This window comes from Bradyrhizobium sp. SUTN9-2, from assembly GCF_003122645.1.
GTDB lineage: Bacteria > Pseudomonadota > Alphaproteobacteria > Rhizobiales > Xanthobacteraceae > Bradyrhizobium > Bradyrhizobium yuanmingense.
Genome location: NZ_LAXE01000001.1, coordinates 4,733,382 through 4,748,762, shown reverse-complemented (window position 1 = coordinate 4,748,762; position 15,381 = coordinate 4,733,382). Strand labels below are relative to the sequence as shown.

The 15,381-nt window shown below is 63.7% G+C and carries 13 protein-coding genes; 7 read left to right on the top strand and 6 right to left on the bottom strand.

Translation table 11 applies throughout. The features are described from left to right. Positions 1–48: 48 nt before the first annotated feature. The 3 genes from XF30_RS21990 to XF30_RS21980 form a co-directional block, all read right to left on the bottom strand. Entirely contained in the window at positions 49–2,520 is a 2,472-nt protein-coding gene (locus XF30_RS21990; RefSeq protein ID WP_109143834.1) for a DUF3987 domain-containing protein, read from the bottom strand. Between the two features lie 151 nt (positions 2,521–2,671). After that, positions 2,672–2,869, bottom strand: coding sequence for a helix-turn-helix domain-containing protein (locus XF30_RS21985; protein ID WP_204524517.1), 198 nt, complete (start codon positions 2,867–2,869; stop codon positions 2,672–2,674). Between the two features lie 128 nt (positions 2,870–2,997). Beyond that, complete coding sequence (locus XF30_RS21980) at positions 2,998–4,383, bottom strand: tyrosine-type recombinase/integrase (RefSeq protein WP_109143832.1); 1,386 nt, start codon at positions 4,381–4,383, stop codon at positions 2,998–3,000. Between the two features lie 906 nt (positions 4,384–5,289). Between XF30_RS21980 and XF30_RS21975 the strand changes: the two genes are divergently transcribed. Continuing rightward, positions 5,290–5,484, top strand: coding sequence for a hypothetical protein (locus tag XF30_RS21975; protein ID WP_036027955.1), 195 nt, complete (start codon positions 5,290–5,292; stop codon positions 5,482–5,484). 12 nt (positions 5,485–5,496) lie between these two features. Here the strand turns inward: XF30_RS21975 and XF30_RS21970 are convergent, their stop codons facing one another. After that, on the bottom strand, positions 5,497–6,669 hold the full coding sequence (locus XF30_RS21970) for an OpgC domain-containing protein (protein ID WP_036027956.1): 1,173 nt from the start codon (positions 6,667–6,669) through the stop codon (positions 5,497–5,499). A 253-nt stretch (positions 6,670–6,922) separates the two neighbouring features. Here XF30_RS21970 and XF30_RS21965 point away from each other — a divergent pair, with 253 nt between their 5' ends. Then, positions 6,923–7,228 carry an ETC complex I subunit gene (locus XF30_RS21965; RefSeq protein WP_024337795.1) on the top strand — a complete coding sequence of 102 codons (306 nt, stop codon included), beginning with the start codon at positions 6,923–6,925 and terminating at the stop codon, positions 7,226–7,228. 37 nt (positions 7,229–7,265) lie between these two features. On the opposite strand, the gene XF30_RS21960 is transcribed toward XF30_RS21965, so the two are convergent. After that, positions 7,266–7,664, bottom strand: coding sequence for a hypothetical protein (locus tag XF30_RS21960; RefSeq protein WP_035999655.1), 399 nt, complete (start codon positions 7,662–7,664; stop codon positions 7,266–7,268). Positions 7,665–7,847: 183 nt separating this feature from the next. Here XF30_RS21960 and XF30_RS21955 point away from each other — a divergent pair, with 183 nt between their 5' ends. Further along, positions 7,848–8,342 (top strand): Lrp/AsnC family transcriptional regulator, encoded by a 495-nt coding sequence (locus XF30_RS21955; protein WP_057029137.1) that lies wholly within the window; start codon positions 7,848–7,850, stop codon positions 8,340–8,342. Between the two features lie 44 nt (positions 8,343–8,386). Here XF30_RS21955 and XF30_RS21950 read toward each other — a convergent pair whose 3' ends face one another. Next, positions 8,387–9,415 (bottom strand): AraC family transcriptional regulator, encoded by a 1,029-nt coding sequence (locus XF30_RS21950; protein ID WP_035999650.1) that lies wholly within the window; start codon positions 9,413–9,415, stop codon positions 8,387–8,389. 111 nt (positions 9,416–9,526) lie between these two features. Between XF30_RS21950 and XF30_RS21945 the strand changes: the two genes are divergently transcribed. From XF30_RS21945 to XF30_RS21930, 4 genes are read left to right on the top strand one after another with little or no spacing between them, the layout of a single operon-like run. Then, positions 9,527–10,699, top strand: a complete 1,173-nt coding sequence (locus XF30_RS21945) for an isovaleryl-CoA dehydrogenase (protein ID WP_035999647.1) — start codon at positions 9,527–9,529, stop codon at positions 10,697–10,699. 24 nt (positions 10,700–10,723) lie between these two features. After that, on the top strand, positions 10,724–12,328 hold the full coding sequence (locus XF30_RS21940) for a carboxyl transferase domain-containing protein (RefSeq protein ID WP_109143831.1): 1,605 nt from the start codon (positions 10,724–10,726) through the stop codon (positions 12,326–12,328). A 4-nt stretch (positions 12,329–12,332) separates the two neighbouring features. Next, positions 12,333–14,336, top strand: a complete 2,004-nt coding sequence (locus XF30_RS21935; protein WP_192893217.1) for an acetyl/propionyl/methylcrotonyl-CoA carboxylase subunit alpha — start codon at positions 12,333–12,335, stop codon at positions 14,334–14,336. A gap of 1 nt (position 14,337) precedes the next feature. Beyond that, positions 14,338–15,249 carry a hydroxymethylglutaryl-CoA lyase gene (locus XF30_RS21930; protein ID WP_109143829.1) on the top strand — a complete coding sequence of 304 codons (912 nt, stop codon included), beginning with the start codon at positions 14,338–14,340 and terminating at the stop codon, positions 15,247–15,249. Positions 15,250–15,381 lie beyond the last annotated feature (132 nt).

Here is a 15,381-nt window from a genome sequence, read left to right as displayed (position 1 = left end):
ACGCTGACAGCGTTGACACCCGCTGACAGCGCTGACAGGACCGAAATGTCATGCTGCGTCCCCCTTTACCGCCCGCCGGCTTGCGGCCGCGACCGCGATTTCGCCGCGGACAGCTTCGCGCCGTTCAGCTTCGGTGCGCCGGATATCCTCGAAGCGGCCATCGTGAACGGCGGGGTTGACCCGCCAGCTGGCGGGATCCGGGCTCGCCAAGCGGACCCACCCGTCAACCTCAAGCTGGCTCATCACAGCCATCAGTTGCTTAGGGTTCTTGCCAAGACTGCGCGGCCGGGCCCGTTTGACCTCCCTGGCCGAAAGCCGCTGGACGTTCCGGGTGAGGATGTAGCCCGCTATCCACCGCGCCTCGTGATCGTGGCCGGCGCCATCGAGCACTGCGGTGTGGATGAAGAGGGCGTGAGCGTAGAGAAACTCTTCGACATAGCGCCGGGCCCTCCTAGCCGTTTCGGCTGAGATTATCGCGTCCGGGGGTACTTCGAGCGCTTCAGCGATTATGGCCCATTCGATCAGGTGGAAGGCCAGGGCATACCGACCGAACTCGGCATCAGTCTTCGCCAGCCACGTTTTCAGCCCCGAGGGGATGTCGGGACGGGCCATCTCGCGCGCCTTGAACGCCTTGATAGCCCACAGCTCCTCTGCGGCCTCGGGGTCGAAGCGGTAGGTTGCCTCACCGAGGCCGGCGAGTGCCAAGGCAACGCGTGGGATCGCGGCCTCAATGGCCGGATCTTCGGCATTGTCCTCGCCAAGCCCCAGCTGCCGAATTGCGATCAGGGCGAAACGCTGCAAGAGCCCGTCGGTCTCGAGATCAGGAGCCAGCCGGGCGATAAGGTCGTCCTGAATTCCTCCGATGATTGACACCGCCAAGTTCGGGGCTTCGACCGATCCGCGACCCTGGCGATCAACGCGGTAGGAGGCACCTTCCTTGGCCTCCAGCCAGAGCGCTCTGTCCTTGGAGCCCTTCGCCCGGTACGCGTCCATTCCTCCGAGCCACCCGGAGAGCTCATCGGAATATTGGATCAGCGGCGCGATCTCGGGCGTCTCTGCGAGGCGTGTTACGATTGCCTCGGTGGTGCTGTCGTTCGAGATTTTCGAGCGCGACTTGGGCGGCGTCGGCTTCGCCATAAGGTCTGCCGGATGCTCGTCGGGCTCGGCCGGCTCCTCGAGCTTTTTCTTCTTCGAAGTCCGAGCGGAAAAGGCGAGCTCCGCCCGATCGTAGTCGGCCATCGCCTTGGCGAAAGCGGCTGACCAGGCTTTGTTGACGGGATTAGCGAAGGCAAGCGCGGCCTTCACCGCAGCCGACTTGGCTGATCCGGGATCGCCGACAAGCGCGGTCCAAAGCACACAGAGTACCGACCATGAGCTCCGGTTTTGAAACATCTGCAGCCGGTTGCTGGCAGGGATCAGTGAGCCCACTACCGCCACGGTGGCGGCCGTGACTGCGTCCGAATTTACGCCCAGCGACCGCGCCCGATCCCTCCCGAATGCATTCAGGAAGGGCGGGACGATCCCCTCAAGCATGTCGTTAGGCGGCTTTTCCTGTTTCCAAAGGTCGGCCGGTTCGTCCCAATCACCGGAGAGAGGCTTGGACGGATCCTTCCGAAGATCTTTCAGTTCAACCGGCTCGAGCTCGTGCTCGGGCGCCCTCACACCGACCGAGTTCTTTCGCGACTTCGAGGCGCTCCTCACCTTCTTGGCGAGGTCAACGTAGTCCCACGGCGGAATCGCCTTCGTGGCGTTCCAAAACTCGTCAACGAGCTCAAGCGTCGTTTCCGCGCTCAAGTTGAAGTCGCGGACACGATTGATGACTTTGATCGTCGTATTGTCGCCCCCTTGGCCTTGGACTGCTTCGGGAGCCTGGCGGACAAGGTAGTTGATTGCACGCGCCTTCTCGCTCTCACTGTCTTGCCCCTCGACCGGAGGTTCCAACTGTAGAGCCTTGCTCGGATCGTCTTTCGGCAGGATGGCGAGGAGCTCAGAGTTTGCGTCCGCAATCGGAGCGTCGTCCTCAATGGTGTAGGCTCCGGCGGCAGTTGTCGACCCCGCGCCCAGGATATAACCCTTCCGATCGGCGCGAATGTCGGTCCCAGGATATCCGGGGATCGTCCCAACCGCATTTTTGAGAAGTTCTGCGACCGATGGCGGGCATCGATAGGTCTCGTGGTAGCCCCCAGAAGGCGAGCGTTGCGTGTAGGTGCGGGTGAGTAGGCCTGCCTCTTTCATCCGCTGGCGAGACTCTAAGCCGCCGTTTTTCGGGTCGAAGTCGATCGAGAAACCCGCGTCGATCACGCAACCGATGTTGAGCCGCGGTTCGAGCTCCCAAATCGCACTGAGCTGCTCAGGATCGCGGGTCGCATGGGTTTGCCATCCTTCGATGAACGGCGGCTTCTTTTCGTTGATCGCCACCGGAAAGGCTCGAAAGCCCTTCGCGGCGAGGTGCAAAACGCTTTCTAACTTAGTGCTTCTAAGGCCATTTCGTTGTTTCGTAACGTTATCTGTGATATTCATCTCTTACGGTTTCATTTCTGGCCCCGTTCGACCTGGCAGTCGGCGGGGCCATTCTTTTGGCGCCCAACGCGGGGACGTGACTGTTTTGGCCCTCATTGTCTCGTGTTTGGGAATGCATGGCCGGCGAAAGTGCGCAAACGCGCGCGAATGGTTAGGCGGCCGTTTCAGAGGTCGATTTGCGTCGACGGCTCCACATCCAGGCGTCGAGGTCGGTAACGTCGTAGACCACCTTCGACGGAATTGGGGCGATGTAAGTGGGGCCGCCGCCACGCACGCGCAGGCGTTCGAGCGTCGCGGTGGACAGCCGCACGTGCTTCGCCGCTTCTTTGGTATTCAGGAACTGCTGCATTGATCCTTTCTCCATTTGCGCGGCGCCGTCTTCAGGGAGAAGCCGGCGCCCACCGCTTGGATCAGACGATAGCAGCGACCATCAGAAGCCTCTCCCCTTGCATTTGTGAGTTTGTCGATTTTAGCGATTTACAAACCCACAATTCGGCGTTCTCCCTCAGTGATCGGCACTACGTTCTCGCCTGCGAGGATCGGTTTCGGCGCCGGCAAGACTCGATTTCCGACGATCTTTCTAAGTTCAGCTTCCAAGATCGAGGCGACGAGCCGCTTCTCTGGCAGCATGTCGTACTTGTCATAGGTGGCCGTGACATCGCCCTGGAGGTGGTCAAGCAAGGCTTTCACGTCTTCACGCTTGGCGCCCCCGCGGCGCGCGATCGTCGCGGCGGTGCGCCTGAGATCGTGCGGCGTGAAGTGGGCTAGGCCTAGATGCTCCCGAATGCCCTTGCGCGCCGGCCGTTTGCCTTTGGCCGGCCGGCCGTTTAAGGCCGCGGACAACGAGTCTCGGGTGATCGGCAATAGTGGTTGCTGCTCTGGTTCCGTCCGGGTGCGGTTTGCTCCTTCATCGATGCCCATCTCCGGCTGGGTCGACCAGGAACAGAAAACGGAGCCTTGATCTTCGCGCGTGATTGCCTCTCGCAGGGTAGCGACTGCCAATGCATTCAGCGGGACAATCACTTCGCGGCGCTTCTTCACTCGATGTTTTGGGATGTGGTACTGCGGACCCTCCCCGGTGAACCCCACCAACTCCGGTACGAGCAGGCCAGCGGACTGGCCAGGCCGAACCATACTTGCCAGGATGAACCGAAGGGCGAGGGCGACCGAGCGCCCAGCGGGCAACTCCGGATCATCCAAGCCCCACCACAGGATTCGGATCTCCTCATCATTGAGGACGCGTTCACGGGCGGTTTCTCGATAGCGCCGGCGCATATCCGCCACGGGATTGGTCGAAACATGCTTTCGGCCAGGTTCCTTCGCCCACGAAAACAGGGTGTGCAGGATCGATTGCGTCCGATTCGCCCCCACGGGCGCCGTGACGCCGATCTCCTCAAGGAGTTCTGCCACGTCGTCATCGGTAATTTCAGAAGCGATTCGGCGCTTCCACTTGGCCCGGGGCTTCTTGAGGTACCCCTCATCGTTCTTCCAGCTCGACTTCCGCACCTTGGCGTATTGGTCAAGGTAGAGCTGGGCGAGCTCATCGAAAGTCAATCGGTCGCGCTTGGGCCGATTCGCTCGCTTCTCGGCGGCGGGGTCGGCGCCGTTGGCAATGTTCCCCAGCAGGATCTTGGCTTGGGTGCGGGCTGCCTCTGGCGCTAGTTTGCCGACTGCAGCCACAGTGTAGCGCCGGACCGGCGCCGTCCGGCCGGTTCCCGCCCGGTAGACAATGATGAACGACTTGGCCCCCGTGGGGCGGACGCGCACCCCAAACCCGGGAAGCTTCGCGTCCCATACCGTGTATTCGGACGCTTGCTTTTCCAGGCCGTCGACCAGGCTCTTTGTGATGGTTTGACCGCTCATTTTTCCTCCGGGAAGCACGGGGGAAGCACCGCGGTGCCAATCACAGCAGGCAAGGGATAGCACGAGGTTATGGCCAGCCGAACTTTCTGCCGGACGTTACGACGGCGGAGGGTGGGTGAGGGTAGGTGAGGGAATAGCTGGTATGTTTTGGGTACTGCAGGTCGTTGGTTCGAATCCAGCTGCCCCGACCAGTCCCGGGCGGCGCTGGCCTAGAGGTCAGCATCCAACCGGCAATGGCCAGGCATCTACGCGTCCGGCCTCCGCTTCGCGCGGAAATCAGCAAAGCCTCATCGAACCTTCGCCCGTCGCGATAGACAAATCCGTGTTGGGGATTTCAGCGCCCAATGTCTAAACGGACGCCGCCAAGCGATGAATATTCCGCTTGCGCGGCGTTGCGTTTTGTCCGCCGCGCTCGTCAGTTCGAGGCGTACCAGCCGGGCGGAAATGGCACGTACGGCCAGGCCATCTGATTGTCGTTGGCGGCTTGCGGCGGCCGTTGCGACGCCATGCTCACGATTGGCGCGGGCGGGATCACGCGCAACGCGAGGCGCAGACGCGCACATTGCAATTTCATCATTGTCGTCCCCCCAGCAATCTACTTGCTTCCAAACGTCCGATCGTCTGCAAAGTTCAGTCTTAAAATCGCCCTGCGCCGAAACGGCGCGCCCGTCCTCAAATCACGGGCATTCTAGAAAAACCGGCGCGGGCTTTCAACCAAACGCGCCGCTCCATCCCAAGAAGTAAGGTTGATCGGCAAGGTTAAAGGCGAGCGGCTGTTGCGGCCGTTTGGCTGGCTGCTATCAGGTCGGTCCCGGCTCGCGATGGGCTGTCCATTCTGTGCCACCACAGATGATTGTTCGTCGCGGCGCGCGGATCAGCCTAAGTTCTGCGCCAGCGAGTTCTGCCATGTCTATTGACCGCAACATCGGGACCATCGGTCCGCAGTCAAACTGGACCGAGATCTGGCACCTCTGGACGGTGATCGTGCCGCGCCGCTCCATCAACGGGCAGTTCGTGCTCGGCAAGGTCTGGCGCCGCCATGACGGCCGCGACTGGATCTACAAGAAGTTCACCGAGTTCGACGGCGAAGAGGCGGCCTAACTGCCGCCTCTCTCAGGCCGCCTTCGCCTCCGCAGCCGGCTTGGCCGGCGGCGGCTTCAGCGGCTTGTCCTGCTTCTTCGACCACGAGATGTAATAAGCCACCGTCGTCATGATCGCGATGCCGGCGACGCTGACGAAGATCTGCGCGAGCAGCGACCCTGAGCTCATCGACAGCTCGAAATGACCGACGAAGGACAGGAACACGCCGACGCAGAACACGGCGAGCGACTGCTGGCCACAGACGATCAAGGGGTCGAACACCTTCCACTCCAGCCCCGGCCACTCCTTCGGCACGAAGCGGATCACCAGGATCACGATCACCACGAAGTGGAGGAAGCGATACGGTGCGAGGTTGGTCTTGTCATTGGGGTTGAAGGCCGAGAACAGCCATTCCGGGAACATGCCGCCGAAGGTGGGGAAACGGCCGGCCATGGTCATGACCAGCGCGAACAGGAGATAACCGAGGCAGACCCACAGCGTAACAGGCGAATTGATCAGCGTTGCCGAGCGCCGCGCGCCGCCCATCGAGCACCAGGCGCCGAACACGAACAGCACCTGCCAGCAATAGGGGTTGAAGTACCACTGGCCGGCCGGATAGGCGTTCAGGTTCCAGCCGTAATGGCGCGCGGCGAGCCACAGCACGATCGACAGGATCATCGTCAAATCGGGCTTGCGCAGCATAAACCACAGCACCGGCGGAAACAGGCCCATCAGCACGATGTAAAGCGGCAGCACGTCGAGGTTGAGCGGCTTGAAGCGCAGGAACAGGCCCTGGCGCAGCGTCTCGGTGGCGTTGTCGACGAGGCCGGCGACGTTGAACTCGTTGATCATCTCGGAATCGCCGAAGCGCAGCGCGAGATAGCTGATTGATGCGATGTAGATCACGAACAGGATGATGTGGGCGACATAGAGCTGCCAGACCCGCTTGGTCAGCCGCGTGGCACCGACGATGAAGCCGCGGTCCAGCATCATCCGTGCATAGACGAAGGAGGCGGTGTAGCCGGAGATGAAGACGAACAGGTCGGCCGCGTCGGAAAAGCCGTAGTTGCGGGTCGTGATCCAGTTCACGACGTTGTCGGGGATATGGTCGAGAAAGATCGCCCAGTTTGCGACACCGCGAAACAGGTCGAGCCGGAGGTCGCGACCCTTGTCGGGAAGTGTGGCGCTGACGTTCAGGAAGGCCATGCGTCGGGAGCTTTCAGAGAGGACAGAAGCACGGAGATCGATGAAACCGGGCCGCCAAACGGGGTCCCAGGATGAAACGCGGGTACGCAATTGTCACGGTGCAGCATAATGACTATACCGTCGGCGAGGGTTGCCGGGGCCGGAATCAGGATCAGTTCCCAACCGGCTTCTCTATACTATCCCCGAGATTTCCACCAACTGCCACCGTGACGCATCGAAATCGAACGGAAAGACCAAGAGGCCCGGACCAGTCATGACCGCACGCATTTTCAAGCCCGCCAAGAACGCGATGCAATCCGGCCGGTCCAAGACCAGGGAATGGCAGCTCGATTACGAGCCGGAGCAGCCGCGGTCGGTCGAGCCGCTGATGGGCTGGACCTCGTCGGCCGACATGAAGCAGCAAATAACGCTGCGCTTCCACAGCAAGGAAGAGGCGATCGCCTATTGCGAGCGCAAGGGCATCGCCTATCAGGTGATTGAGCCCAAGGAGTCGATCCGCCGGCCGGTTGCCTATGCCGACAATTTCTCGTTCCGCCGCGGCGAGCCCTGGACGCATTGAGGGGTGGGCGGCCGCTCTGGAAACCCTGGCATCGGTGTCAGACCAGCTCCTTCCAGATCACCGTCGTGGAACGGAATGCGTACCGTCGATCGGCGAGCAAGAGGGGAAGATGCCAAGGAAGTCCAACTAAGATTACGGCGAAGGCGGCGACTGGCGCTCCGTATTCGGGGCGAGCTGCTGCGAACCGTATGCTGGCAATCACCAGCGTTGCGATCAGGTTGAGCGTGAACAAGGGAAAGGCCGACTGCCAAAGTCGCTCGGATAGTATCGGCCGCTGGAATGCGTAGCCAAACAAGCCGACAAGCTGAGCAATAGTCAGCGTCAGAATGACGTAGTCTGCCAACGGGTAGATCGGGTGCGGCCCATCGACGAGGATAACGCCGACGCCCCCCAAGGTCGTAACGCCGAACAGCGCAAAGTAAAGTTTCCAAAGCATCCCGCAGACCGTGCATTGCTGCGGCTCCTATAGCTGCGGGCGATACGTTTCGCAATTGCATCTACCGCGCGAATATGCGTGCGGTAGCGCCACAAGATCGGCCAGGGGGTCCGTCCGGCCCTTGGCAGCCATTTCCCACCGTGCTTCGCTGCCTCGCATGACACGACCAGGACGAGGTGGGGGATGGCGGGGCGTGACCAGCTCGACGGCGTCGATCTGAAAATCCTATCCGAACTGCAGCAGGACGGGCGGGTTCGCAACAACGAGCTGGCGCTGCGCGTCGGCGTGTCCGCGCCGAACTGCCTGCGGCGGCTGAAGTCGCTGTTCAGCCGCGGCGTGATCCGGGCGGTTCGCGCCGTGATCGACGAGCGGCTGCTCGGCTACGAGGTGGTGTCGTTCGTCTCGATCCAGCTCGGCAGCCAGGCCCAGCCGGTGCTGGAGGCGTTCGAGAGCTCGATCGCCGCAATCCCGCGCATCCAGCAATGCTGGCGGATTTCCGGCGACACCGACTATCTGCTCAAATGCGTGGCCCCGAGTGTCGAGAGCATGCGGCAGCAGCTCCTGCATTTCGCCGCGATGCCTAACGTCAAGAACGTGCGCAGCTTCCCCGTGCTCGGGGTTGCCAAGGACGTGCCGCTGCCATTGCAGGAGGTCGCGGTGGCAGAGCCGGCGGGGTAGGCTCCGAATATTCCACGATCAAGTCTGAATCTCAGAAAAGCGCCTCAGCGATACCGCCCCCGAAACTCGCGCGGGGAGGTGCCGGTCCAGGTTCGGAAGGCCCGCGAAAAGCTCTTCTCGTTGCGGAAGCCGGCGATCTCGGCGATGCGCTTGATCGGCGTGCGGCCGCGCATCAGCTCCTGTTTGGCCAGCTCGAATTTCGTCTCCTCCTTGAGATCGCGCAGCGAGGTGGACTCCTCGCGCAGACGGCGATGCATCGTGCGGGTGGAGAGCGCAAGCTCGCGCGCGACGTCCTCGGCGCCGAGGACCCGTCCGCGCGCTTCTCGCAGCACGCGGCGGACGCGCTCGACCAGCAGGCGGTCGCGCCGGTACGGCAGCACGGTGAGCCGGAGCGCGCCCTTGAGCATGTTGTCGAGATCGGCCGCGCTGCGCGTCAGCGGTAGCGACAGATAGTGCTTGTCGAAGACGATGGCCGCGCGGTCCGCGTCGAAGCGGACGTTCCGGCAAAAGATGGTCGGATAGACCGAGACGTGGCCGGGCTCTGAGTAAGGAAACTCAGCCGCGCGGAGCGCGATCTGGGAGTCGACAGCCCAGCATGAGAAGCCGAGGACGTAGCGGAACAGCGTGACGAGGCAGAACTCGCGGAAGGGCCCGAGGTCACGGAGCTGACGGATCGACACGACGGCGGTCTCTTCGCCAACCTCGAGATCGAGCAGCACATCCTCTGTGACCAAGCGGTGATGCCGGCACCAGCGCTTGAGCGCGACCTCCAGCGTCGGTGCGGTGATCGAGGCCCGGCACAGCATGCCGTAGGTGCCCCATGGCAGCCGGCGCGAGAACCAGCCAAGCGCCTCGTCATCGAGCTCGCGCATGGCATGGCCCGCCAGCGCTTCGAACTGGGCCGCGGTCACACGCCCATCAGGAGAATTCACAAGCTCCGGCGCGACCTGACCCCGGCTCAAGGCTTCGGCGGGATCGCGGCCGTAATGCTCGTACGCGGCCACCACGCCGCGGACGAAGGCGGCGGGCGTGACGGCGCGGCGCGGAATCGCGGTGGCGGCTTGAAAAGGCATCGGAATTCCTTTCGGAAATCCTCGCCAAGTTTGGCGGAAAATGCAACCTTTTCGACTGCAAGAGGGCCGGGACCGGGCTAGTTTCGGAGCCCAAAATACGGAGGACTCGCCTTGAACATCCCGAGCATCGATTTCGATCTGGGCGAAGACATCAGCCTGCTGCGCGACACCGTTCGTTCGTTCGTGGAGGCGGAGATCACCCCGCGTGCCGCCGAGATCGAAAAGGCTAATCTTTTCCCCGCAGACCTCTGGAAGCGCTTCGGCGACCTCGGCCTGCTCGGCATGACCGCGCCGGAGCAATATGGCGGCTCCAATATGGGCTATCTCGCCCATATCGTCGCCATGGAGGAAATCTCGCGCGGTTCGGCGGCTGTGGCCCTGTCCTACGGCGCCCATTCCAATCTTTGCGTCAACCAGATCCGCCGCAACGGCAATGACGCGCAGCGGCAGCGTTATCTGCCGAAGCTGATCTCAGGCGAATACGTCGGTGCGCTCGCGATGTCCGAGCCGGGCGCCGGCTCCGACGTGGTCTCGATGAAGCTGCGCGCCGACAAGCGCGGCGACCGCTACGTGCTCAACGGCTCCAAGATGTGGATCACAAACGGCGGCGATGCCGACGTGCTGGTGGTCTATGCCAAGACCGATCCGGAGGCCGGCCCGCGCGGCATGACCGCGTTCCTGATCGAGAAGGGCTTCAAGGGCTTCACCCATGGCCAGCATCTCGACAAGCTCGGCATGCGCGGCTCCAACACCTATCCGCTGTTCTTCGACGATTGCGAGGTGCCGGAGGAGAATGTGATGGGCAAGGTGGGCGAGGGCGTCAAGGTGCTGATGTCCGGCCTCGATTACGAGCGCGCGGTGCTCTCGGGTGGCCCGCTCGGCATCATGGCGGCCTGCATGGATGCGGTGGTGCCCTACATGCATGAACGCAAGCAGTTCGGCCAGCCGATCGGCGACTTCCAGCTGATGCAGGGCAAGCTCGCCGACATGTATGCGACCTGGCAGGCCACGCGCGCCTATGTCTATGCGGTGGGCCGCGCCTGCGACCGCGCCGACCACGCGCGCACCCTGCGCAAGGACGCGGCTGCTGCGATCCTCTATTCCGCGGAGAAGGCAACGTGGATGGCGGGCGAAGCAATCCAGGCGCTGGGCGGGGTCGGCTATACCTCCGAATTCCCGGTCGGGCGCCTGTGGCGCGATGCAAAGCTCTACGAGATCGGCGCGGGCACCTCGGAGGTGCGCCGCATGCTGATCGGCCGCGAGCTGATGGCCGAGACGGCTTAAGTCCTTCACCCCATTGGAAACACCATGCCGCTTCATTCCAGCATCGATCCGTCGTCATCAGATTTTGCACGCAATTCCGAGGCCATGCGCGGCCTCGTCGCGGACTTGCGTGAGAAACTCAGCGAGGTCGCCGGCGGCGGCGGCGAGGCTTCGCGCAAGCGCCACACCGCGCGCGGCAAGATGCTGGCACGCGAGCGCGTCGACCTCCTCGTCGATCCCGGCACCTCGTTCCTGGAGCTGTCGCCGCTCGCAGCCTATGGCCTCTATGGCGGTGACGTGCATTCGGCCAGCGTCGTCACTGGCGTTGGGCGCATCTCGGGCCGCGAATGCGTGATCGTTGCCAACGATGCCACCATCAAGGGCGGCACCTATTACCCGATGACGGTGAAGAAGCATCTGCGCGCGCAGGACATTGCGCGGCAGAACAATCTGCCCTGCGTCTACATGGTGGATTCCGGCGGCGCCTTCCTGCCGCTGCAGGACGAGATCTTTCCGGACGAGCGGCACTTCGGCCGCATCTTCTACAATCAGGCGCAGATGTCGTCGCAGGGGATTCCGCAGATCGCGATCGTGATGGGCTCCTGCACCGCCGGCGGTGCCTATGTGCCGGCGATGTCGGACGAGAGCATCATCGTGCGCAACCAGGGCACCATCTTCCTCGGCGGCCCGCCACTGGTGAAGGCCGCGACCGGCGAGGTCGTGAGCGCGGAGGAGCTTGGCGGCGCCGACGTGCATTCGCGGCAATCCGGCGTGACCGATCACTACGCCCAGAACGATGCGCATGCGATCGGCATCGCCCGGCGTATCGTCGGCACGCTCAAGCCTTCCGCGCGGCCCAACCTGAACATGCATCAGCCGCGCGATCCGCTGTTTCCGGCGGAGGAAATCTACGGCGTGGTGCCGGTCGACGGCCGCAAGCCGTTCGACGTGCGCGACATCATCGCCCGCGTGGTGGATGGTTCCGAGTTCGACGAGTTCAAGAAACTCTACGGCACGACGCTGGTGTGCGGCTTCGCCCATATCTGGGGCTATCCGGTCGGCATCATCGCCAACAACGGCATCCTGTTCAGCGAGAGCTCGCTGAAGGGCGCGCATTTCATCGAGCTGTGCTGTCAGCGCGGCATTCCCCTGGTATTCCTGCAGAACATCACCGGCTTCATGGTCGGCAAGAAGTACGAGGCGGGCGGCATCGCGCGCGACGGCGCCAAGCTCGTCACGGCGGTTGCGACGGCGTCGGTGCCGAAATTCACCGTCGTGATCGGCGGCTCCTACGGTGCCGGCAATTATGGCATGTGCGGCCGTGCCTACGCGCCGCGCTTCCTCTGGATGTGGCCGAACGCGCGCATCTCGGTGATGGGCGGCGAGCAGGCCTCGATGGTGCTGAGCCAGGTCCGACGCGATAATATCGAGGCCAAGGGCGACAGCTGGTCCAGGGAAGAGGAAGACAAGTTCCGCGAGCCCATTCGCGCGCAATATGAGAGCCAGGGCCACCCGTACTACGCGACCGCGCGGCTGTGGGACGACGGCGTGATCGATCCGGCCGACACGCGTCTCGTGCTCGGCCTTGGCCTCTCGGCGGCATCGAATGCGCCGCTCGAACCGACGAAATTCGGCCTGTTCAGGATGTGATGTGATGGACCGCTCAAAACTCTACCGGCGTTTCCGCACGCTCCTGATCGCCAACCGCGGCGAGATCGCCTGCCGCGTTATCCGCACCGCCCGTGCGATGGGCCTGCGCACGGTCGCGATCTATTCCGAGGCCGATCGCGAGGCGATGCATGTCGCGCTCGCCGATGAGGCCGTATTGCTCGGGCCCGCCCGCGCCCGCGACAGCTATCTCAATATCGAGCGCTTGATCGAGGCCGCGCGCAAGACCGGAGCGGAGGCCGTGCATCCCGGCTACGGCTTCCTCTCCGAGAATGCCGAGTTCGCGCAGGCTTGTTATGACGCCGGCCTCGTCTTCGTCGGGCCGACCGCCGGGATGATGACGGCAATGGGCTCGAAATCCGGCTCGAAAGAGCTGATGGAGAAGGCCGGCGTGCCGCTGGTATCAGGCTATCACGGCGAGGCCCAGGACGAGGCGACGCTCGCCAAGGCGGCGGACAAGATCGGCTTTCCCGTGCTGGTGAAGGCCTCCGCCGGTGGCGGCGGGCGCGGCATGCGCATCGTGCGGTCCGCCGATGAGTTGGCGCCGGCGATCGTCAGCGCCAAGCGCGAGGCCAAGGCCGCCTTCGGCGACGACCGCATGTTGATCGAGAAGTACGTCGACAATCCCCGGCATATCGAGGTGCAGATCATCGGCGACAGCCATGGCAATCTGCTCTCGCTGTTCGAGCGCGAATGCACGCTCCAGCGCCGGCATCAGAAGGTGATCGAGGAGGCGCCATCACCGACGCTCAATGCTGCGCAGCGCGAAACCGTCTGCGCCGCCGCGCGAAAAGCGGCAGGCGCGGTGAACTATGTCGGTGCCGGCACCATCGAGTTCGTCTCCGACGGCAAGGACGTGTTCTTCATCGAGATGAATACGCGCCTGCAGGTCGAGCATCCCGTCACCGAGCTGATCACCGGCATCGACCTGGTCGAGTGGCAGCTGCGCGTTGCCTTCGGCGAGGCGCTGCCGCTCAAGCAGGATGAGATCAGGCTCAACGGCCATGCCGTCGAGGCGCGCGTCTATGCCGAGAACCCGACCAAGAATTTCATGCCGTCGGTCGGCAGGATCTCGACCTGGCGGTTGCCGGCGGAGACCGGGGGCTTGCGCATCGACGCCGGCTATCGCGAGGGCGATACGGTCTCGCCGTATTATGACGCCATGCTCGCCAAGGTGATCGCGTGGGCGCCGACGCGGGACGTCGCGATCGAGCGGCTGAACCGCGGGCTGGAGGAGTCCGACGTCCGCGGCATCGTCACCAACATCCCGTTCCTGTCGGCGCTGATGACGCATCCGAAGGTGCGGGCGAATGCGATCGATACCGGCTTCATCGAGCGCGAGCTGGCGGTGCTGACCGCCGCGGCGCCGGCGCCCGGAGAGCTCGAGCTCTGCGCCGCAGTTGCCGCCATCGTCAACGAGGAGCGGCAGACCGCGCATGCGGAGGCGAGTTCGCCGTGGCAGACCTTCGGCTGGCAGCCGGTCGGTCGCCGCCAGCGCAGCTTTGCCTTCCGTGTCGGCCATGGTCCGGAGCAGAAGATCGCGCTGAACTATGGCAGCGGACCGTCGACGCTGGTGATCGGCGACCGCGAGCTGGCGTTCACGATCGCAGCGAAGGATGGGGGCTTCGATCTGACGCTCGACGGCGTCAAATCGTCGGTGGCAGCGGTCATCGATGGCCATGAGCTGTACCTGCGCACGCGCAACGGCCGCTTCGACCTGCATTGGGTGGATCCGTTCGGAGGCGAGAGCGAGGAGCATGTCGGCGAGGACAAGATCGCAGCACCCTTGCCCGGCACGGTGGTTGCCGTGCTGGCCGAGGAGGGGGCCGAGCTGGAGAAGGGCGCGCCGATCCTCACGCTGGAAGTGATGAAGATGGAGCAGACGCTGCGCGCGCCCTATGCCGGCGTGCTGAAATCTATCAAGTGCAAAGTCGGCGACATCGTGCAGGAGGGCGTCGAGCTCGCTCTGGTCGAACCTGCAGGGGAATGAGATGAGCGATCCTGTCCGCATCATCGAGATGGGGCCGCGCGACGGCCTCCAGAACGAGAAGACCCCCGTCAGCGTCGAGGCCCGCATCGCGTTCATCGAGGCGCTCGTGGCGGCCGGGTTGGACACCGTGGAGGTCGGCGCCTTCGTCTCGCCCAAGGCCATCCCGCAGATGGCCAGCTCGGACGCGGTGCTGCGCGGCGTCGCCCACGTTGAGGGCGCCGAATTCCACGTGCTGGTGCCGAACGAGAAGGGCTATGACGCCGCGCGCACCGCGGGCGCCAAGGTGGTGTCCGTTTTCGCGGCGGCCTCCGAGGGGTTTTCCCGGGCGAACATCAACTGCACGATTGCGGAGTCGATCGAGCGGTTCAGGCCGGTGCTGGCACGCGCCAAGGCCGACGGTGTGCCGGTGCGCGGCTATATCTCCTGCGTGCTGGGCTGTCCGTTCGATGGCGAGATCAAGCCGAAGGCGGTCGCCGATCTCGCGCGCACGCTGTTCGAGCTCGGCTGCTACGAGATCTCGCTCGGCGACACAATCGGTGTCGGCACGCCAGCCAAGGCCAAGGAGATGCTGCGCGCGGTTGCGGCCCACATTCCCGCAGCCAGGCTCGCGATGCATTTCCACGACACTTACGGCCAGGCGCTCGCCAACCTCTATGCAGGGCTGGAGGAGGGCGTCCGCGTCATCGACGCCGCTGCCGGCGGGCTCGGCGGCTGTCCCTATGCGCCGGGCGCGACGGGGAACGTCGCGACGGAAGACGTCGTCTACATGCTCGAAGGCATGGGGATCACGACAGGTGTCGATATGGAGAAGCTGCTGGCGGCGACGAACGCGATGAGCGGCGTGCTCGGCAAGCCGCCCGTGAGCCGCGTGGCCTCCGCGCTGAACGCGAAGAAGAAGCGGGCGACGACGTAGCTTCGTAGGGTGGGTTAGCCCTGTGATTGCGCGAGGCGCAATCACTCGGCGTAACCCACCTCTTTGGTATCCGCGGAGACGAAAGTGGTGGGTTACGCCCTGCGACTGCGCTTTGCGCAGCCGTAGGACTAA